This window comes from Pseudomonas sp. MONT-RG-20F-20-E-7-02, from assembly GCF_022662395.1.
GTDB lineage: Bacteria > Pseudomonadota > Gammaproteobacteria > Pseudomonadales > Pseudomonadaceae > Aquipseudomonas.
Window position 1 is genome coordinate 1 of sequence record NZ_JAKNQN010000004.1, and the last position, 19,806, is coordinate 19,806.

Sequence of the window (19,806 nt, forward strand, 5' to 3'; positions counted from 1 at the left end):
TTCTGCCGTCAACCCTTAATTTTGCTTTTCTATCAATTAGTTAGGATTGATTAAAAAACAACCTATAACGCGCTTACACACTCTATATAGAAGGGCCGGATCAAATAACGCCCGCGTCCTTTAATGCCGCCAGGTTCGCCGCCCCCAACCCCAGCACACTCTGCAGCACCTGTACCGTGTGTTCACCCAATAGAGGAGGCGCACTACGGTATTCCACAGGCGTCTTGGACAGCCGTATGGGGCTGGCCACCTGAGGCACCATCCCCGCCAACGCATGAGGCAGCGCCATAGCCAACCCACGCGCCTTGACTTGCGGGTCGGCAAACACCTGCGCCAGGTCATTGATAGGCCCGCAAGGCACACCCACTCGCTCCAGTTGCGAAACCCACTCAGCCGTCGTCTTGAAAACCGTGGCCTGGCGAATCAGCGGAATCAATTGCGCACGGTTAGCCACCCGCACCTTATTAGTGGCAAAGCGCGGATCATCCGCCCACTGCGGCTGCCCAGCCACCTCGGCGAACTTACGAAACTGCCTGTCATTGCCCACAGTCAGGATGAAGTCGCCATCGGCAGTAGGGAAATCCTGGTAAGGCACAATATTCGGGTGAGCATTACCGAGGCGCTTTGGCGCCACACCCGTCGTCAGGTAATTCATCGCCTGATTAGCCAGGCACGCTACCTGCACATCCAGTAGCGCCATATCAATATGCTGCCCGCCACCGTCATGGTCCCGGTGAGCCAGCGCAGCCAGGATCGCCACGGTCGAGTACAGACCCGTAAGGATGTCCGTCAGCGCCACACCAACCTTGACCGGCCCGGCCCCGTCATCACCTTCTGGCCGACCGGTCAGGCTCATCAGACCGCCCAAGCCCTGGATCATGAAGTCATAGCCCGCGCGTGTCGCATAAGGCCCCGTCTGGCCAAAGCCCGTGATCGAGCAATAGATCAACTCCGGATTGATCTCCTTCAGCGACTCATAGTCCAGCCCATACGCCGCAAGACCGCCCACCTTGAAGTTCTCGATCAGGATGTCGGACTTGGCCGCCAAGTCACGCACCAGCTTCTGACCCTCTGGTCGCGTGAAGTCGATGGTCACCGACTCCTTATTACGGTTGGCCGACAGGTAATACGCCGCCTCACTGGTGTTCTCGCCATACGCGTCCTTAAGGAACGGCGGCCCCCACGCACGCGTGTCATCGCCATTACCTGGCCGTTCGACCTTGATCACCTCGGCCCCAAGGTCCGCCAGGATCTGCCCGGACCAAGGGCCCGCCAGCACTCTGGATAAGTCCAGTACCCGCAGATGTGAAAGCGCACCCATGCCGTGCTCCTATTAATAGAACGCCTGAAGACCGGTTTGCGCGCGCCCAAGAATCAAGGCGTGCACGTCATGAGTCCCTTCATAGGTGTTAACCACCTCCAGGTTGACCAAGTGGCGCGCCACCCCGAACTCATCGGAAATACCGTTGCCACCCAGCATGTCCCGCGCCATACGTGCGATATCCAGGGACTTGCCGCACGAATTGCGCTTCATGATTGAAGTAATCTCAACCGCCGCCGTGCCTTCATCTTTCATACGCCCCAAGCGCAGGCAGCCTTGCAAGGCCATCGTGATCTCGGTCTGCATATCGGCAAGTTTCTTCTGGATCAGCTGCGTGGCTGCCAATGGACGCCCGAACTGATGACGATCCAGCGTGTACTGGCGAGCGGTGTGCCAGCAGAATTCCGCAGCACCCAGCGCCCCCCAGGAGATGCCATACCGCGCTGAGTTAAGGCAGGTGAAGGGCCCTTTCAAGCCACGCACGTCCGGGAAGATGTTTTCTTCCGGGACGAACACGTTATCCATAACGATTTCACCGGTGATGGACGCCCGCAGGCCGACCTTGCCATGAATCGCCGGCGCACTCAGGCCTTTCCAGCCTTTCTCCAGGACAAAGCCACGAATGTCGCCCGCATCGTCCTTGCCCCAAACAACAAACACATCCGCGATCGGGCTATTGGTGATCCACATCTTGGCCCCAGTCAGGCTGTAACCACCCTCCACCTTACGTGCTCGCGTAATCATCGCGCCCGGGTCCGAGCCATGGTTAGGCTCAGTCAGGCCAAAGCAGCCGATCCATTCACCAGAGGCCAACTTTGGCAGGTACTTCTGCTTTTGCGCCTCGGTGCCAAATTCATTGATAGGCACCATGACCAGAGATGACTGCACACTCATCATCGAGCGATAGCCGGAGTCGACACGCTCGACCTCACGGGCGATCAGCCCATAGCTGACGTAGTTCAAACCGCTGCCACCGTACTCCTCGGGGATCATCGCGCCCAACAGGCCGGTTTCGCCCATCTCGCGGAAAATCGCCGGGTCAGTCTTTTCATGGCGGAAGGCCTCAAGCACACGCGGCGCCAGCTTGTCCCGGGCGAATTGCTCAGCACTGTCGCGCACCATGCGCTCTTCTTCGGTGAGCTGTTGATCCAGCAGCAGTGGATCGATCCAGTTGAAGCTTGCCTTGCCAGCCATGAATAAGTCCTCGCGGAAAAAATCAGAAGTCGTGGATGCAGCCTAGGCCGGGCATGAGCAGAGGGCAAACGAGGTTTACGCATAGGGTTGTGCTAATTTCTCACTTCGAAATGACTGAGAAGGGCGCAGATGCGCTTTATAAGTGAGTACAACGTACATGCGCAGAAAAATTCCCAGCACGACTGCCTTGGTCAGTTTTGAAGCCGCAGCCCGCCACGAGAGCTTTACCAAGGCCGCGCATGAGCTTTCCATCACCCAGGGCGCCATCTGTCGACAGATCGCCAGCCTTGAGGAGTTTTTAAGTGTCGAGCTGTTTCGGCGCTCCCGACGCGGGGTAAAACTGACCGAAGCAGGGCTGTCCTATAGCCGTCGCGTCGCCATGCAATTGGACGCAGTGGAGCGCGACACCCTGTCAGTTATGGGGCAGCAGGGCGCTAACGTCATCGAGCTCGCCGTGGTGCCAACCTTCGGCACCCAATGGCTGATCCCGCGCCTCAAGGACTTCCAACGCCAACATCCGGAAGTGACCGTCAACCTCACCAACCGCACGCGCCCCTTTCTGTTCGCCGATACCGAATTCGATGCCGCGATCTACTTTGGCGATGCTGACTGGTCCGGCACCGAATCCCATCGGCTGATGGGAGAAGACCCGGTCCCGGTGTGCAGCCCACGGTTACTGGGCAACCGCACCCACTTCAGCCCCCAGGAAATCGCGGAACTACCGCTGCTGCAGCAAACCACCCGGCCTTACGCGTGGCGCCAATGGTTCAACGCGCAACAACTGAACATACCTCGCGACATGACAGGCCCTCGTTACGAGCTATTCTCGATGTTGTCCCAGGCCGCCATGCATGACATGGGTGTTGCGCTCATTCCGCCATTCCTCATCCAGCGTGAGCTGGGAGAGCGCCAATTGGTAATCGCGAGCCCCGAAGCACTCAGTAGCTCCAAGGCTTATTACCTGATGATTCCCGAACGAAAAGTCGAATCTGCGTCGCTGCACGCATTCCGGGATTGGTTGATTGACCAGTCACAGCGCTACAACCCAAGTGTTTAAAGGCCAAACCCCACTTACTGACTTTGTAGTCAATTAAATACGAATCCTACAGATGTACGTATATGTCGCATTTAAGCAGACTGTACCCATCCACATAAAATAAGGCTTAAAGCCATGATTCATAGGGCTTGTAGCGACAATGACCGGCCAATAGCCGACTATTCACACCGACGATTGGAAATAATACGAAAACCGCCTGTAACCCTTTAAACACCTGTATTTAAAGAGGTTATTTCAGGGTATTGCGACAATCAGTCACAGGGTGACTTGTAGTTAATTTTTCGTCACCCGTCATAATCCCTTGAAGGCCGTAAAGTTCGCCTGCAAAATGCCGCGCCCCGCTGTCATTTCAGCGGGATCGTGCTGATCGGCCGCCCCAGCTGCGCCACTCACGGTGCACTGGCCTTTTTACAAAAAGATCAAAAGCAAAAAGATCATGCAGGAGATTTGACGTGCACATTGGTGTTCCTCTCGAAACCCAGACCGGTGAAACGCGGGTGGCTGCCACCCCGGAAACCATCAAGAAGCTGATCGGCCAGGGCCATAAGGTCACTGTTCAAAGTGGCGCCGGTATTAACGCCAGCGTCGTCGACAGTGCCTATGAAACGGCAGGCGCAACCATTGGCAGCGCCAGCGATGCGTTTGGTGCCGAGCTGATTCTCAAGGTGGTTGCCCCCAGCGACAGCGAACTGGCGCTGATCAACAGCGGCACCGTGTTGGTGGGCATGCTCAATCCGTTCAGCAATGAAACCATTGCCAAGCTGGCCGAGCGTGGCATCACTGCCTTCGCGCTCGAAGCGGCGCCGCGCACTTCACGGGCCCAAAGCCTCGACGTACTGTCGTCGCAGGCCAACATCGCGGGTTACAAAGCCGTGTTGCTGGCGGCTCATCACTACCCGCGCTTCATGCCGATGCTGATGACCGCTGCAGGCACTGTAAAAGCCGCCCGCGTGCTGATTCTCGGCGCAGGCGTTGCCGGCTTGCAGGCCATCGCCACGGCGAAACGCCTGGGTGCAGTGATCGAAGCGTCTGACGTGCGCCCTGCCGTTAAAGAGCAGATCGAATCCCTCGGTGCCAAGTTCGTCGATGTGCCTTACGAAACCGATGAAGAGCGCGAATGCGCCGTCGGTGTCGGCGGTTACGCTCGCCCCATGCCTTCAAGCTGGATGCAGCGCCAGGCCCTGGCCGTACACGAACGCGCCAAGCAAGCCGACATCGTCATCACCACCGCGCTGATCCCGGGCCGCAAGGCGCCGACTCTGCTCAGTGCCGAGACCGTCGCACAAATGAAACCAGGCTCGGTGGTCATTGACCTCGCCGCCGCTCAAGGTGGCAACTGCCCGCTGACCGTCGCCGACCAAGTCGTGGTGGAAAACGGCGTGACCATCTGCGGCCCGACCAACCTGGCCGGCGCCGTAGCCGCCGATGCCTCGGCTTTATATGCGCGCAACCTGCTGGACTTCCTGAAGCTGGTCTTCACCAAGGAAGGGCAGTTTGAAATCAACCTCGAAGACGACATCGTCGCCGCGTGCCTGATGTGCCGCGACGGCCAAGTCATCCGCAAAAACGCCTAAGCAGGGATTCAGACGATGGAAGAGCTTATCTCCCCCGGTATCTACAACCTGATCATCTTTGTGCTGGCGATTTATGTCGGTTACCACGTGGTCTGGAACGTAACGCCCGCGCTGCACACGCCGTTGATGGCGGTGACCAACGCTATCTCGGCGATCGTAATCGTCGGCGCCATGCTGGCTGCCGCACTCACAGTTACACCGCTGGGTAAAACCATGGGCACCCTGGCTGTAGCGCTCGCCGCAGTTAACGTGTTCGGTGGCTTCCTGGTCACGCGCAGGATGCTCGAAATGTTCAAGAAGAAAGCCCCGAAAGTAAAAGAAGAGGCGCCATCGTCATGAGCATGAATCTGGTCACGACGCTCTACCTGATCGCGTCGATTTGCTTTATCCAGGCCCTCAAAGGCCTGTCGCACCCAACTACATCGCGACGCGGCAACCTGTTCGGCATGCTCGGCATGGCGCTGGCGGTGCTGACCACCGTGGGCCTCATCTATAAGCTTGGCGCTGAACTGGCGACTGCCGGTATTGGCTACGTGATTGTTGGCCTGCTGATCGGCGGCACTGCTGGTTCGATCATGGCCAAGCGCGTGGAAATGACCAAAATGCCCGAGCTGGTGGCGTTCATGCACAGCATGATCGGCCTGGCCGCAGTATTTATTGCCATCGCCGCTGTGGTCGAGCCGCAATCCCTGGGCATCGTCAAACACCTGGGCGACTCGATCCCCGCCGGCAACCGTTTGGAGCTGTTCCTCGGCGCCGCCATTGGTGCTATTACCTTCTCCGGTTCGGTGATTGCCTTCGGCAAGCTGTCAGGCAAGTACAAGTTCCGCCTGTTCCAGGGCGCACCGGTACAGTTCGGCGGCCAGCACAAACTGAACCTGATATTAGGCCTGCTCACTCTAGGTCTAGGCCTGACGTTCATGTTCACCGGCAACCTCAGTGCCTTCGCATTGATGCTGGCCCTGGCGTTCGTGCTGGGCGTGCTGATCATCATCCCGATTGGCGGCGCGGACATGCCGGTCGTCGTGTCGATGCTCAACAGCTATTCCGGCTGGGCAGCAGCAGGCATCGGCTTCTCGCTCAACAACTCGATGCTGATCATCGCCGGCTCACTGGTGGGCTCCAGCGGTGCGATCCTCTCGTACATCATGTGCAAAGCGATGAACCGTTCCTTCTTTAATGTGCTGCTCGGCGGTTTCGGTAACACGGCGGACGCAGCCGGCCCGGCCGGCTCTAAAGAAGCACGCCCGGTGAAGTCCGGCTCTGCCGACGATGCCACCTTCCTGCTGACCAACGCCGACACCGTGATCATCGTGCCGGGCTATGGCTTGGCAGTGGCGCGTGCGCAACATGCGCTTAAAGAGCTGACCGAAAAGCTGACCCACCGTGGCGTAACCGTGAAGTATGCGATCCATCCGGTAGCGGGGCGTATGCCAGGCCACATGAACGTGCTGCTGGCAGAGGCCGAAGTGCCTTACGACCAGGTGTTCGAGATGGAAGACATCAACTCAGAGTTCGGCCAGGCCGACGTGGTGCTGGTGTTGGGCGCGAACGACGTGGTCAACCCGGCCGCCAAGAACGACCCGAACTCGCCGATTGCCGGCATGCCGATCCTGGAGGCATTCAAAGCCAAGACCATCATCGTCAACAAGCGCTCAATGGCCAGCGGCTATGCGGGCCTGGACAACGAATTGTTCTACCTGGACAAGACCATGATGGTCTTCGGTGATGCCAAGAAGGTCATCGAAGATATGGTCAAAGCCGTCGAATAAAACTGCGCCAGCGCAATACCCTAAACCCTGGCCTCCCGTAGGCTGGGGTTTTTTTATGATCGTTGCCATGCTGATCGTTCCCATGCTCTGCGTCGGAAAGCATCCCGGGACGCTCTGCGTCCCGCTTTGCACACTCGTGAAACCCGACCAAAGGCTCTAAATCGCTGCCCGGCATTCGACCATGGTAGCGGGCCGAAATTTTTTGAAATCACTAAACTGCCCACCTTGCTTCCGTAGCCCGAGATAACAATCCATGTACCGTGATCGTATCCGCTTGCCTTCGTTGTTGAACAAGGTCATGAGCGCGGCAGATGCCGCAGCACTGATCGAGGACGGCATGACCGTCGGCATGAGCGGCTTCACCCGCGCCGGTGAAGCCAAGGCCGTCCCACACGCCCTGGCCGAACGCGCCAAGACATCCCCGCTGAAAATCACCCTGATGACAGGCGCCAGCCTGGGCAATGACCTGGACAAGCAACTGACCGAAGCCGGCGTGCTGTCCCGCCGCATGCCCTTCCAAGTGGACAGCACCCTGCGCAAGGCAATCAACGCCGGCGAAGTGATGTTTATCGACCAGCATCTGTCGGAAACCGTTGAGCAACTGCGCAACAACCAGCTCAAGCTGCCGGACATTGCGGTAATCGAAGCCGTCGCAATCACCGAGCAAGGCCATATCGTGCCGACCACCTCCGTGGGCAACTCGGCCAGCTTTGCGATTTTTGCCAAGCAAGTGATCGTCGAGATCAACCTCGCGCACAACCCTAACCTGGAAGGGCTGCACGACATCTATATCCCGACCTACCGGCCGACTCGCACACCGATCCCGCTGGTAAAAATCGACGACCGCATTGGCAGCACCGCCATTCCGATCCCGCCGGAAAAGATCGTCGCCATCGTGATCACCAACCAGGCCGATTCCGCCTCGACCGTGACGCCACCGGACGCCGACACCCAAGGCATCGCCAACCACCTGATCAACTTCCTCAAGCAGGAAGTGGACGCCGGGCGCATGACCAACAAACTCGGCCCGCTGCAGGCCGGTATCGGCAACATCGCCAACGCGGTGATGTGTGGCCTGATCGAATCGCCGTTCGAAGACCTGACCATGTATTCGGAAGTGTTGCAGGATTCGACGTTCGACCTGATCGACGCGGGCAAGCTGAGCTTCGCCTCGGGCAGCTCGATTACCTTGTCTGAACGGCGCAATGCCGACGTGTTCGGCAATTTGGAACACTACAAGGACAAACTGGTACTGCGCCCGCAGGAAATCTCCAACCACCCTGAAGTGGTGCGGCGCCTGGGCATTATCGGCATCAATACCGCGCTGGAATTCGACATCTACGGCAACGTCAACTCCACCCACGTCTGCGGCACGCGGATGATGAACGGCATTGGCGGCTCAGGGGATTTCGCGCGCAACGCGCACCTGGCGATCTTTGTTACCAAGTCGATTGCCAAAGGCGGCGCGATTTCCAGCGTAGTGCCGATGGTCAGTCATGTGGACCACACAGAGCACGACGTCGACATCCTGGTGACCGAAGTGGGCCTTGCCGACCTGCGCGGCCTGGCGCCACGGGAACGCGCCCGGGTGATCATCGACAACTGTGTTCACCCGGCGTACCGCGACGCTCTGAACAGTTACTTCAACGCTGCCTGCGCCATCGGCGGGCACACCCCGCATATCCTGCGCGAAGCACTGAGTTGGCACATTAACCTGGAAGAAACCGGGCATATGCTCAAGGCTTGATTGATACAGATTCGGGCTGATGCAAACACAGTTGCATCAGCCCGGCAGTACCAATCGCATTTCTGCAAAAAACTGTACTGCTGTACCGGTGATTTCCTACTGAAATATCCCACATCGATCTGCGAATTTGCCTATTTCGCCCTGTTTCAGTGCAGACAGGTACAGTTGCCCCATTTCCGTACAGTACAGCCGCTATAAACAGTTAACTGGCCCCTCACAATACAGGTGAACTGTATCTAGAGAGTCTTGCGTCGGAGGAGGATCATTGGCATCAGTTAAACCACTACCTAATCCCGCCACAAGCGGAAGGATGTCATCATGGAACGTACACTCAGTTCCGATCTGTTCTTCGAAGAAAAAGCTGTAAACACCCAGGCTTCCCTGCCTTTGCGCGTTCTCGCCAACCTGATGTTGTGGCAGCGCCGCATCTCCAGCCGCCACCAACTGGCTCGTCTGGATTCGCGTCTGCTGGCTGACGCTGGTATCAGCGAAGCTCAACGCTATGAAGAGCTGAGCAAGCCGTTCTGGCGCTAATTGGCGCCCGCTGGCCCTGACCCGCCGGGTCCACAGCCAGCACCCTGATTTGTCAAAGCAAAGCCCGCCCCGGGAAACCGGAGGCGGGCTTTGTTGTTTCCGGGATTTGGTCTTTTCCAGGGGTAAACAGAAGCGGTTCGCAGCGACCAGTACAGTTAATAAAATACAACAGTTAAGCGGTACAATTTAGCTTTGGTGTATCTGTATCGGTAGCGGGGAGACGCCCAACATGGAGCTCCACACCTATGGAAGGCCCTTGCCATGAACGCGCAAACCTCGCCCGCTAAACGACTGATCCTTCGCACTGCCCACGCATTAGCCAGATGGGCGCGCCAAACCCACGAGCGGCACCAACTGGCTCAACTCGACCCGCGTGAGTTGTCCGATGCCGGCATCAGCCAGGGCGACCGAATGGCCGAGCTGTGCAAACCGTTCTGGCGTGATTAGACCGCCAGGAGACTTCCGAACGGACAAACGGCAGCTTAAGATCCAGTCATCACGTGGCGAACCTTGTAGAACCGACGTCTGATGCTCAATCGCAACAATGTCGGTTTCACAGTGGCCGCTTTGCGCCGCTTTATTCGTTCATCTACAGGAGTGATCCCATGTCCCGTCTTCGCCTGCTGAGTGCCGCCGCCCTGTTGGCCGTGGCCGCCAATGCCCACGCGAGCAGCCTCATCGTCACCACCGACTCAATCGTCGGCGCGCTGAAAGCCACCTCCGATGCCACTTCGGATGCCACGTCCTCGCTGCGTGACAACAAAGTCGTGCGGGCAGCTCGTGACGATGCCGCCAGCTTTGTTGCCAGTGAAGGCGCTATCCGCGGGGTGAAGCTGGAAAGCGCCTTGGCTCAGATCCGTCAACAGGCACCGCAACTGAACACCGCCACTGACGCACAGTTGGCCCAGGCGATTCTGGCCATCTGATAAGCAGGTAGCCCGTAGAGAACGCCAGCCGCTACCAAATATGTCAGCGCTGGCTCTCGCCCGGGCATTGCGCTAGCCTTGGCGCTCGCTTTCAGTTGTCGAGTCCCATGGCTTTTTCATACCGCCTGTTAATGGTTCCCGTGTTGTTTTCCGCTTGCTGGTCGCCAATGGCTTCGGCCTTTGATGTGACCACGCAGAGCACTGTGATAAGCGCGTACGCCACCAGCAAGGTGACCTCTGCGCCCTTTGACAGAAAGTTGGTAATGGCTGCCCAGGATGACGCTGCCGCTTTTATCGCCACTGACGGCCAATGGCGGGGCGCCAGGCTGGAATCCGCGCTGGATTATCTGCGCCGTACCCAGCCAAAACTTCATGCAAGCGACCTTGAACTGGTGCAAGCAATTCTCGTCCAATAATCATCTGTGTTTTCTATCTTTGTTTTGGAGTTATTCCATGCGTAGCCCGCTGATCGCCGCCGCTCTCGGCCTGCTGTTGTTGGCCGATGTCGCCCACGCGCAAACGTTGAAGGCCACCAGTAACATCATCGTTCGTGCCTCGGCCCGCACCATTGATTTCACCTCGGACACCACCACATCCATCCGCGATTCCAAAGTCGTGCGCGAAGCCCACGATGACGCCGCCAGCTTCGTCGCCACCAATGGCGAAATCCGCGGTGCGCAGTTGGAAGCAGCGTTCAATACCCTGCGAACCCGCGTGCCGGAAGCACGCGATGCCAGTGACCAGACCCTCGCCGAAGCTATTCTCGCTCTGTGAGGCGCCTGGTCGCCTGGCTATTGGCCGGGACTGTGCTGCTCTGTGCAGGCGCAGCCCAGGCCAGCCTGCAACTGCGGCTCAAGACCGATGGCTTGAGCCCGGCCCAACAGCAGGCCAGCCAGGCATTGCTTGATGAAGCGATGCGCGCCTTGACGCCGCGCTTTATCGAGCAGCTGGACCGGCGCATTGATGTCGGCTGGACCGACAAAATGCCTGAAAATGCCTATGGTCAGGCCTCCTTGGTGTCCGAACTGGACCTCAACCAAAACCTGCTCGACAGCCTGACCGACGGCAGCGCCGCCACCCAGAAAACCAACCGCCCCCACGGCACCGTGCGCCGCGAAATGCTCGCCACCGTGCTGCATGAACTGACTCACATTTATGACCGTGCGCGCCTGTGGTCCAAAGAAGACCGCACACTGATCCAGCGGTGCAGCCGCCAGAACAACATCACCGGCCTGATCGGCCTGCCCGACCAATGCCGTGGCCAGAATGACCGCCGCTTTACCTTAAGTGACGACCCGCGCCTGCTGGACCTTGCCGGCTGGCCGCAATACGTCGGCCGTCGCGGCGAACGTGAACAGCACAACCATCAGGTCGCCCGCAGCCCGGACATCTACGAAACCACCAGCCCGCTGGAATTCGTGGCGGTCAACATGGAGTACTTTCTCCTCGACCCGAGCTACGCCTGCCGCCGCCCCGCGCTGTTTCGCTATTACAAGGAGCACTTCGGCTGGGCGCCGCCCGAGCAAGACACCTGCGCCAAAACCTACGCCTTCCTGAACGCCGGCAATGATTTCGCCAAGACGCCGCTGGGCCAGGTCGACCCTGAGCGGGTTTATGAAATCGACTACTTGCTGGCCGAAGCCAACCAGAATCTGGTCAGCCGCTGGGGCCACAGCATGTTGCGCCTGGTGATCTGTGCACCCGGCCGCCCGCGCGGGCCGGATTGCCGGTTGGATTTGGACCAACACCTGGTGCTGTCCTACCGCGCCTTCGTCAGTGACGTGCAGTTGTCGAGCTGGGATGGCCTGGTCGGCAAATACCCGTCGCGGCTGTTTGTATTACCACTGGCCCAGGTGATCGACGAATACACCAAGACCGAACTGCGCGGGCTGGCATCCGTTCCGCTGAAGCTGACGCGCCAGGAAATCGAAGACACCGTCGAGCATGCCGCCGAAATGCACTGGAGCTACGACGGCAACTACTTCTTCATTTCCAACAACTGCGCGGTCGAGAGCCTGAAGCTATTGCGCAGTGGCAGCGCCAACCCGCAACTGACCGGCCTGGACAACATCACCCCCAACGGCTTGCTGGAAGTGCTCAGCGCCCGCGGCCTGGCCGACACCAGCGTACTCAACGACAAGCGTGAGGCATTGCGCCTGGGTTATCACTTCGACTCGTTCCGCGAGCGTTACCAGGCGATGTTCGACGTGCTGCGCAAACACTTGCCGATCAAACAGACCCAAGTCGAAGACTGGCTGTCCCTCAGCGCAGAAGAACGCCGCCAATGGTTCAGCCAGGCCGACCTGCGCACCAGCGCCGCACTGCTGCTGCTGGAACAGGCGAGCTATCGCAGACAGCTGATGCTGGCACAGGACGAAGTCAAGCAACGCTACCTCGGTGCCCGCGAGCTGAAAAACGGCGGCATGGAAAAAGCCAATAAAACGCTGCAACAGATCCTCGCCAACAGCGGCTTCCTCAGCCGCCCGGCGGAACTGCTTGGCAGTGGCGGCTACGGCCTGCCGCAACCCTCGGAGTCCAAACGCCTGGAATCGGAAAGCGCCGAACGCCAGAAGCAGTTGCAATCCTTGACCGGCGATCTGGATAAAGAGGTGAGGGTACTGCTGGAGCCTTCCCGCGCCGCCGAGATTGCCGCCTGCGAAGCCAACCTCAAGCAGGTCGGCGAGCATCTAAGAGCGCTGCATAAAGCCGCGGGCGGCTTGGAAATTCCCTGATTCGACACACGCACGCTGACCAATCCTACAAAAAAAGAGGAAAAACCTCTCATCATCAGCTTACACAGCGAAAGCTGGCTGAAAGCTTCCCCGTCTAGGATCGCCCCACTGCCGGCAACAGACCGGCTGTTAACAACAACAATGGTGATTCCTGATGTCCGCTCGTCCTTGCCTCTTCGCCCCAACTCCACCCGTACGCTACGTGCCTTTCGTACTGCGCTGACCCCAACCCGGTTCGCCATTCCCTAGCCGCGCCACGCCTGGAGTATTCCTATGCTGACTTTCCTTGGCTTTGCCATGGTCATCACGTTCATGTTCCTGATCATGACCAAGCGCCTGTCTGCGCTGATCGCCCTGATCATCGTGCCTATCCTGTTCGCGTTGTTCGGCGGTTTCGCACCGAAGATCGGCCCGATGATGCTCGAGGGCATCACCAAGCTCGCGCCGACCGGCGTGATGCTGATGTTCGCTATCCTCTATTTTGCCTTGATGATCGACTCCGGCCTGTTTGACCCGGCCGTGCGCAAGATCCTCAAGATGGTCAAGGGCGACCCGCTGAAAGTGTCGGTGGGCACCGCGGTACTGGCCCTGGTTGTGTCCCTCGACGGTGACGGAGCCACCACCTACATGATCTGCGTCGCCGCCATGCTGCCGCTGTACAAGCGCATTGGTATGAGCCCACGGATCATGGCCGGCCTGATCATCCTCGCCGGTGGTGTGATGAACATGACCCCGTGGGGCGGCCCGACCGCCCGCGCCGCCAGTGCATTGCATGTGGACCCCTCGGACATTTTCGTACCGATGATCCCGGCCATGGCCGTCGGCGTGGTGGCGATCCTGGTGATCGCCTACATGTACGGCAAACGTGAACGTGCGCGCCTCGGTGAACTGCACCTGCAAGGTGATGAAATCGACCACAGCGAGATCAGCGTGTCGCAATTCCCGGACGCCCGCCGTCCAAAGCTGATCTGGTTCAACGGCGCGCTGACTTTCGCCCTGATGTGCACTCTGATCGCCGGCCTGTTGCCGCTGCCGGTGCTGTTCATGGTGGCGTTCAGTATCGCGATGATCGTCAACTACCCATGCCTGCAAATGCAGAAAGACCGCGTCGCCGCCCACGCCGGCAGCGTACTGGCGGTGACTGGCCTGATTTTCGCTGCGGGCATTTTCACCGGCATCCTCTCGGGCACCGGCATGGTCGATGCCATGTCCAAGAGCCTGCTGGCGGTTATCCCGGATGCGCTCGGCCCTTACCTGGCTGTGATCACCGCGCTGGTGAGCATGCCGTTTACCTTCTTCATGTCCAACGATGCGTTCTACTACGGCGTACTGCCCGTACTTGCCGAGGCGGCCAGCCACTACGGCATCACCGCCGTGGAAATGGCGCGTGCGTCCATCGTCGGCCAGCCCGTACACTTGCTCAGCCCGCTGGTGCCCTCCACCTACCTGCTGGTCGCCCTGGCCGGTATCGAATTTGGTGATCACCAACGTTTTACCCTCAAGTGGGCAGTGCTGGTGTGCCTGTGCATAATGTTTGCCGCTTTGCTGATGGGGATTTTTCCGCTGTTCAGCACTCTATAATCGTATCCACCCAACCGCGCGGCGCTGCAGCTTGCGCGGTTTAACATTTGCTCAAAGGAATACACATGGAATGGCTGACCAATCCGGAAATCTGGATTGCCTTCTTCACCCTGACGGCCCTCGAGATCGTCCTGGGCATCGATAACATCATCATGATTTCGATCCTGGTCAGCCGCATGCCCAAGCATATGCAGGCGCGCACCCGGATCTTCGGCCTGGCCCTGGCCATGGTCACGCGAATCCTGTTGCTGCTGTCGATCACGTGGGTCATGCAACTGACCGCCGACCTGTTTGTGGTCTTCGGCCAAGGCATTTCCGGTCGCGACCTGATCCTGTTCTTCGGTGGCCTGTTCCTGCTGTGGAAAAGCTCCCAGGAGATGTACCACGCGCTGGAAGGTGAAGACGAAACCCACGACGAGCCCGGCGGCAAGGGTGGCAAATTCATCTACACCATCATCCAGATCGCGATCATCGACATCGTGTTCTCCCTGGACTCGGTGATCACCGCGGTCGGTATGGTCTCCCACGTACCGGTCATGGTCGCGGCGATTGTGGTTGCGGTACTGGTGATGATGCTGGCTGCCGGCACCATCAGCGAATTCATCGACAAGCACCCGTCGCTGAAAATGCTCGCGCTGTCGTTCCTGCTGGTGGTGGGTACGGTGCTGATCGCCGAATCCTTCGATGTGCACGTGCCAAAAGGCTACGTCTACTTCGCCATGGCGTTCTCGCTGGCAGTGGAAGCGGTCAACATCAAGATGCGCACCGCCATCGCGAAAAAGAAGAAACAGCAGGATCCTGTGAAACTGCGCAAGGACATTCCGGGTCAATAACCTTGACCCGCTGCTGACAAGGGGCTTGCGAGCCCCTTGATCGTTCCTACGCTTCGCGTGGGAATGTCGACTACGGACGCTCAGCGTCCGCCCTCAATGCAACGCAGAGCGTCACGGGGTTCATTTCCACGCAGAGCGTGGGAACGATCTTCATGATTTCATGACAGTTTTATTTCAAACCCGACTTTAGCTATGCGATGCTGGCGTGCAGCCCGATCGCCAACTACAGCTTAAGTACAAGACGTAGAGCGGCACGCGGCAATTCTTATTTGCTCTTCTTTGAGCTAACCCACACGGGGGGCCGAGCATGCTGACCTTGCTCAATCTGCTTTCCGCCGTGACCCTGCTTATCTGGGGCACGCACATCGTCCGTACCGGCATCTTGCGGGTCTACGGTTCCAACTTGCGCCAAGTCATCGGGCAGAACATGTCCAAGCGCTGGCTGGCATTTGTCGCCGGTATCCTGGTGACGGCCATGGTGCAGAGCAGTAACGCCACGGCGATGCTGGTTACATCGTTTGTCGGCCAGGGCCTGATGGGGCTGATGCCCGCCCTGGCGACCATGCTCGGTGCCGACGTCGGTACGGCGTTGATGGCGCGGGTGCTGACATTTGACTTGTCCTGGCTGTCGCCACTGCTGATCTTCCTCGGCGTCATCTTCTTCCTGTCGCGCAAACAGACGCGGGCAGGGCAGATGGGCCGCGTCGGGATCGGCCTGGGCCTGATCATTCTGGCATTGCAACTGATCGTCGAAGCCGCCGGGCCGATTACCCATGCCCAAGGCGTCAAAGTGCTGTTCGCCTCGCTGACCGGCGACATCTTGCTGGATGCCTTGGTCGGCGCACTCTTCGCCATGATTTCCTATTCCAGCCTGGCCGCCGTGCTGCTCACCGCAACCCTGGCCGGCGCCGGAGTGATTGGCCTGCACGTGGCTATCGGCCTGGTGATCGGCGCCAACATCGGCAGTGGCGTGCTGGCCTTCCTCAGCACCAGCATGCAGAACGCCGCCGGTCGGCAAGTGGCGCTGGGCAGCTTGCTGTACAAGCTGATTGGCTTGCTGCTGATCATTCCGGTGCTCGACCCTCTGGTCGGCTGGATGGACGGCCTGGACTACAGTGCCCAAGGCATGGTGATTACCTTCCACCTGCTCTACAACGTCAGCCGCTGCCTGATCCTGCTGCCAACCATCGGCCCGATGGCACGCCTGTGCGCCTGGTTGCTGCCGGAACAGGCCGAGACCAACGGCAAAGCCAAACCCCGCCACCTCGACCTCGCCGCCCTCGACACGCCAAGCCTGGCCTTGGCCAACGCCGCGCGCGAAACCCTGCGCCTGGGTGACCTGATCGACAACATGCTCACCGCCATGCTCGAAGTGCTGTGCGGCAAGCAAACCGCTATCACCCAGGAAATGCGCAGCCTCAGTGATGACGTCGAAGCCCTGTACAGCGCGATCAAACTTTACCTGGCGCAAATGCCGCGCGAAGACCTCAGTGAACAGGACAGCCGCCGCTGGGCCGAGATCATCGAGTTGTCGATCAACTTGAAACTGGCCGGTGATTTGATCGAACGCATGCTGCGCAAGGTCCAGCAGCAGAAAACCTCGCAGCGCCGCCAGTTCTCCGAAGTCGGCCTGGAAGAGTTGGCCGGCCTGCATACCCAGCTGATTGCCAACCTGCGCCTGGGCCTGTCGGTGTTCCTCAGTGCCGACCCGGAAAGCGCCCGCCAGCTGCTGCGCGAGAAGCGTCGCTTCCGCGCCCAGGAGCGCCGCTTGGCCCACGCCCACGTCAGCCGTCTGCAGCGCAAGATCGTGCAGAGCCTGGAAACCAGCTCCCTGCACCTGGAGCTGATTGCCGACATGAAACGCCTCAACTCGCTGTTCTGCAGCAGCGCCTATGTGGTGTTGGAAACCTCCGACACCGGCGCACTCTCGGCCGAAGATATTGCCGACATCACCCACTCACCCTGAACGTACGACGGCGAGTGAAGTCAGTTAACAATGGACCTCACTCGCCAGGAAGCTGTTATGCGTCGCCTGTTATTCGCCTGCCTGCTTATGGGCTCTGCACACGCCTTTGCCTTTGACCGCCTGCAAGTCGAGGGCTACACCCTGCCCAACGGCCTGCAATTGCTGCTCAAACCCGGCACCGAGCGCGGGCATGTGGCCATCCGCCTGGTGGTAGGCGTCGGCCTGGACGACTTCCCTTGCGAAGAGAAAGAACTGCCGCACTTGCTCGAACACTTGCTGTTCAGTGGCATCGACGGCGGCGGTGAAGGCGACCTCGAAGACCGCATGCAAGCCCTGGGCGGCGAGTGGAACGCCTACACCAGCAACGCCGACACCACCTTTGTGATCGAAGCGCCCGCGCAAAACCAGCGCAAGGTACTCGACCTGCTGCTGGCCATCATCACCCGCACCGAGCTGACCGACGCCAACATCCAAGCCGCCAAACAGGTGGTCGAACGCGAAGACGGCGGCCATTACTCGCACCTGCAACGCCTGCTCGACCGCCAAGACTTGGGCCACACGGCCAGCAACCAATTGGCCGTAGAACTGGGGCTCAAGTGCGCCGAACGCGCCGAGGCCGACCACCTGACCCGCGAGCAGTTGGAGACGCTGCGCAAAAACTGGTACGCGCCCAACAACATGACCCTGATTATCGTCGGCGACCTCTACAAGCTGCTGCCGGCTTACCTGGAACGCACCTATGGCCAACTCGACCCGGTCGAGCCGAGCGAGCATCTGCCGCTGCCGGAAATCCAGCACGCCGCCGCCAGCCATCGCGACCTGATTCACGGCTGGGTCGGTGACAGCGCCAAGCTGCACTGGCTGTTCCCCGAGCCGGTGCTGGACGACCAGCATGATGAAACCTACGACCTGCTCAAGGACTACCTCGACTGGGCGCTCTATCGCCAACTGCGCCTCAAGCACGGTTTGTCCTACGGCCCGTGGAGCGAACGCGAAGTGCTCGGCGGCGTCGGTTTCCTGAGCCTGAATGCCGACCTTGAGCGAGACAACCTGCCCGAAGCCGAACAGGTATTGCAGGACCTCAAGGCGCAACTGCTCAAGGACGGCCTCGACGCAGCCACCTTCGCCCGCCTGCAACAAGCCGCCATCGCCCGCCAAGCCTGGGCCGTGCAAGGTAACAGCGCGCTGGCGGATTATTACTGGAGTGCCGCCGGCGATTACGCCGATGGCCATTTCAGCGACCCGGTCAAACGCATCAAGGCCGTTAGCCTGAAACAGGCCAACCAGGCCATGCGCCAGGTGTTCGACCAGCCGGGCTATTGGCGCATTGAAAAACCGCTGCTGAGCTACGACAGCCTGACCTGGCTCGGTGCCGGCCTACTCGGGCTGATTGCCATTGTGTTGGGCGGCCTGCAGCTTTATCGCAAACGGATCACGCAATGACGCACCGAACACAGGGCTAAGACGTTATTCTGTCTCGGCTTTTTCCTACACACACTGTGAACCGCCCATGACAAACCTGCCGCCTCTCATCCAGCGCATTCTAGTACTGATCAAGCGCTACCCTGGGGTGATCGCGCTCGGCGGTTTTATTTCGGGTGTGTGCAGCTTCATCCTGGTGGATCGCCAGCAAGGCATGGCCAGCTGGATCGCGGTGATCATGCTGGTGAGCTGGCTGTGGCTGATGCTGGAAAACAGCTTTACCCGGCTATTCACCAAAGTCTTCAACCGCGAAATCCCAGAGCCGCTGCTGCGCTACGCCACCCAGATGATCCACCAGGAAAGTCTGTTCTTTGTGTTGCCGTTCTTTTTTGTCACCACTGCCTGGAACAGCGGCCAATCGGTGTTCACCGGTTTACTCGGCGCGGCGGCGCTGGTGTCGATCACCGACCCGCTGTACTACAAGTGGCTGGCGCCGAAACGCTCGCTGTTCCTGGCGCTGCACACCCTGACCTTGTTCGCCGCGCTGCTCACTGCGCTGCCGATCATCCTGCACCTGACCACCGCCGAGAGTTACAAACTGGCCCTCGGCGTGGCCATGGCGCTGTCGATCCCGAGCCTGGCGGTGAGCCTGCCGCTGCGCAGCATCAAGGGCTGGGCGATGTTGCTGGGGGTGACCGCCGCGATTGGCTGCGCCGGCTGGTTCCTGCGCAGTTGGGTGCCGCCCGCCACGCTGTGGATGACCGAAGTGGCGATCAGTACCCAGTTGCAAGACCGCACGCCGGGCGACGACCTCAAGGAAGTCACTGCCGCCCAACTGCGCAGCGGCGGGCTGTACGCCTACACCGCGATCAACGCGCCGCGCGGGCTGGATGAGCGGATTTACCACGTGTGGAAATTCAACGGCAAAGAAGTCGACCGCATCGCCCTGGATATCCACGGCGGGCGCAAGGAAGGCTACCGCGCCTGGACCCACAAGCAGAACTTCCCGGCCGATGCGGTCGGCCGCTGGCAAGTGCAGGTGCTGACGGAGGACGGCCAGGTCATCGGTGTGCTGCGCTTCAAAGTCACTGACACAGCACAAACGGACACGCCAAAGTAGGCCGTATCGTGCTATTACGTAGGAATT

18 protein-coding genes are annotated in these 19,806 nt (G+C 59.5%); 16 read left to right on the forward strand and 2 right to left on the reverse strand.

The window, feature by feature from the left end; genetic code table 11:
* Positions 1–100: 100 nt before the first annotated feature.
* Positions 101–1,321 (reverse strand): CaiB/BaiF CoA-transferase family protein, encoded by a 1,221-nt coding sequence (locus L8I05_RS12945; protein ID WP_242169390.1) that lies wholly within the window; start codon positions 1,319–1,321, stop codon positions 101–103.
* A gap of 12 nt (positions 1,322–1,333) precedes the next feature.
* On the reverse strand, positions 1,334–2,515 hold the full coding sequence (locus L8I05_RS12950) for an acyl-CoA dehydrogenase (protein WP_159953545.1): 1,182 nt from the start codon (positions 2,513–2,515) through the stop codon (positions 1,334–1,336).
* A gap of 157 nt (positions 2,516–2,672) precedes the next feature.
* Between L8I05_RS12950 and L8I05_RS12955 the strand changes: the two genes are divergently transcribed.
* From L8I05_RS12955 to L8I05_RS13030, 16 genes are all read left to right on the forward strand, one after another.
* On the forward strand, positions 2,673–3,572 hold the full coding sequence (locus tag L8I05_RS12955; protein WP_159953544.1) for a LysR family transcriptional regulator: 900 nt from the start codon (positions 2,673–2,675) through the stop codon (positions 3,570–3,572).
* Between the two features lie 452 nt (positions 3,573–4,024).
* Positions 4,025–5,146, forward strand: coding sequence for a Re/Si-specific NAD(P)(+) transhydrogenase subunit alpha (locus tag L8I05_RS12960; protein ID WP_197626167.1), 1,122 nt, complete (start codon positions 4,025–4,027; stop codon positions 5,144–5,146).
* A 15-nt stretch (positions 5,147–5,161) separates the two neighbouring features.
* Positions 5,162–5,485 (forward strand): NAD(P) transhydrogenase subunit alpha, encoded by a 324-nt coding sequence (locus tag L8I05_RS12965; RefSeq protein WP_003170836.1) that lies wholly within the window; start codon positions 5,162–5,164, stop codon positions 5,483–5,485.
* Positions 5,482–6,918 carry an NAD(P)(+) transhydrogenase (Re/Si-specific) subunit beta gene (locus tag L8I05_RS12970; RefSeq protein ID WP_242169392.1) on the forward strand — a complete coding sequence of 479 codons (1,437 nt, stop codon included), beginning with the start codon at positions 5,482–5,484 and terminating at the stop codon, positions 6,916–6,918. The genes L8I05_RS12965 and L8I05_RS12970 overlap by 4 nt, the downstream gene beginning before the upstream one ends.
* A gap of 253 nt (positions 6,919–7,171) precedes the next feature.
* A complete protein-coding gene (locus tag L8I05_RS12975; protein WP_242169394.1) occupies positions 7,172–8,665 on the forward strand; it encodes an acetyl-CoA hydrolase/transferase family protein in 1,494 nt (497 codons plus the stop codon).
* Positions 8,666–8,983: 318 nt separating this feature from the next.
* A complete protein-coding gene (locus L8I05_RS12980; RefSeq protein ID WP_003214752.1) occupies positions 8,984–9,199 on the forward strand; it encodes a DUF1127 domain-containing protein in 216 nt (71 codons plus the stop codon).
* A 261-nt stretch (positions 9,200–9,460) separates the two neighbouring features.
* Positions 9,461–9,646 carry a DUF1127 domain-containing protein gene (locus L8I05_RS12985; protein ID WP_242169396.1) on the forward strand — a complete coding sequence of 62 codons (186 nt, stop codon included), beginning with the start codon at positions 9,461–9,463 and terminating at the stop codon, positions 9,644–9,646.
* 158 nt (positions 9,647–9,804) lie between these two features.
* The gene (locus L8I05_RS12990; protein ID WP_159953539.1) at positions 9,805–10,125 is read left to right on the forward strand and encodes a DUF2388 domain-containing protein; all 321 of its coding nucleotides are present in this window, start codon (positions 9,805–9,807) and stop codon (positions 10,123–10,125) included.
* Between the two features lie 107 nt (positions 10,126–10,232).
* Positions 10,233–10,541, forward strand: a complete 309-nt coding sequence (locus tag L8I05_RS12995) for a DUF2388 domain-containing protein (protein ID WP_242169398.1) — start codon at positions 10,233–10,235, stop codon at positions 10,539–10,541.
* A gap of 37 nt (positions 10,542–10,578) precedes the next feature.
* On the forward strand, positions 10,579–10,899 hold the full coding sequence (locus tag L8I05_RS13000) for a DUF2388 domain-containing protein (protein WP_197626175.1): 321 nt from the start codon (positions 10,579–10,581) through the stop codon (positions 10,897–10,899).
* Positions 10,896–12,857, forward strand: a complete 1,962-nt coding sequence (locus tag L8I05_RS13005) for a DUF4105 domain-containing protein (protein ID WP_242169400.1) — start codon at positions 10,896–10,898, stop codon at positions 12,855–12,857. Before L8I05_RS13000 ends, L8I05_RS13005 begins: the two co-directional genes overlap by 4 nt.
* 273 nt (positions 12,858–13,130) lie before the next feature.
* Positions 13,131–14,438 (forward strand): CitMHS family transporter, encoded by a 1,308-nt coding sequence (locus tag L8I05_RS13010; protein WP_159953535.1) that lies wholly within the window; start codon positions 13,131–13,133, stop codon positions 14,436–14,438.
* A 65-nt stretch (positions 14,439–14,503) separates the two neighbouring features.
* Entirely contained in the window at positions 14,504–15,271 is a 768-nt protein-coding gene (locus tag L8I05_RS13015; RefSeq protein WP_017139071.1) for a TerC family protein, read from the forward strand.
* Between the two features lie 307 nt (positions 15,272–15,578).
* Positions 15,579–17,237 carry a Na/Pi cotransporter family protein gene (locus L8I05_RS13020; protein WP_242169403.1) on the forward strand — a complete coding sequence of 553 codons (1,659 nt, stop codon included), beginning with the start codon at positions 15,579–15,581 and terminating at the stop codon, positions 17,235–17,237.
* Positions 17,238–17,294: 57 nt separating this feature from the next.
* The gene (locus tag L8I05_RS13025; protein ID WP_242169405.1) at positions 17,295–18,680 is read left to right on the forward strand and encodes a pitrilysin family protein; all 1,386 of its coding nucleotides are present in this window, start codon (positions 17,295–17,297) and stop codon (positions 18,678–18,680) included.
* Between the two features lie 67 nt (positions 18,681–18,747).
* Positions 18,748–19,779 carry a DUF5924 family protein gene (locus L8I05_RS13030; protein ID WP_242169407.1) on the forward strand — a complete coding sequence of 344 codons (1,032 nt, stop codon included), beginning with the start codon at positions 18,748–18,750 and terminating at the stop codon, positions 19,777–19,779.
* Positions 19,780–19,806: the final 27 nt, after the last annotated feature.

Excerpts from the sequence above, each read along its gene's own strand:
- L8I05_RS12945 (WP_242169390.1), bottom strand. The coding sequence starts at position 1,321 with ATGGGTGCGCTTTCACATCTGCGGGTACTGGACTTATCCAGAGTGCTG.
- L8I05_RS12995 (WP_242169398.1), top strand. The coding sequence starts at position 10,233 with ATGGCTTTTTCATACCGCCTGTTAATGGTTCCCGTGTTGTTTTCCGCT.
- L8I05_RS12970 (WP_242169392.1), top strand. The coding sequence starts at position 5,482 with ATGAGCATGAATCTGGTCACGACGCTCTACCTGATCGCGTCGATTTGC.
- L8I05_RS13025 (WP_242169405.1), top strand. The coding sequence starts at position 17,295 with ATGCGTCGCCTGTTATTCGCCTGCCTGCTTATGGGCTCTGCACACGCC.
- L8I05_RS12965 (WP_003170836.1), top strand. The coding sequence starts at position 5,162 with ATGGAAGAGCTTATCTCCCCCGGTATCTACAACCTGATCATCTTTGTG.
- L8I05_RS12950 (WP_159953545.1), bottom strand. The coding sequence starts at position 2,515 with ATGGCTGGCAAGGCAAGCTTCAACTGGATCGATCCACTGCTGCTGGAT.
- L8I05_RS13030 (WP_242169407.1), top strand. The coding sequence starts at position 18,748 with ATGACAAACCTGCCGCCTCTCATCCAGCGCATTCTAGTACTGATCAAG.
- L8I05_RS12955 (WP_159953544.1), top strand. The coding sequence starts at position 2,673 with ATGCGCAGAAAAATTCCCAGCACGACTGCCTTGGTCAGTTTTGAAGCC.
- L8I05_RS12985 (WP_242169396.1), top strand. The coding sequence starts at position 9,461 with ATGAACGCGCAAACCTCGCCCGCTAAACGACTGATCCTTCGCACTGCC.
- L8I05_RS13020 (WP_242169403.1), top strand. The coding sequence starts at position 15,579 with ATGCTGACCTTGCTCAATCTGCTTTCCGCCGTGACCCTGCTTATCTGG.
- L8I05_RS13010 (WP_159953535.1), top strand. The coding sequence starts at position 13,131 with ATGCTGACTTTCCTTGGCTTTGCCATGGTCATCACGTTCATGTTCCTG.
- L8I05_RS13015 (WP_017139071.1), top strand. The coding sequence starts at position 14,504 with ATGGAATGGCTGACCAATCCGGAAATCTGGATTGCCTTCTTCACCCTG.
- L8I05_RS12975 (WP_242169394.1), top strand. The coding sequence starts at position 7,172 with ATGTACCGTGATCGTATCCGCTTGCCTTCGTTGTTGAACAAGGTCATG.
- L8I05_RS12990 (WP_159953539.1), top strand. The coding sequence starts at position 9,805 with ATGTCCCGTCTTCGCCTGCTGAGTGCCGCCGCCCTGTTGGCCGTGGCC.
- L8I05_RS13000 (WP_197626175.1), top strand. The coding sequence starts at position 10,579 with ATGCGTAGCCCGCTGATCGCCGCCGCTCTCGGCCTGCTGTTGTTGGCC.
- L8I05_RS12980 (WP_003214752.1), top strand. The coding sequence starts at position 8,984 with ATGGAACGTACACTCAGTTCCGATCTGTTCTTCGAAGAAAAAGCTGTA.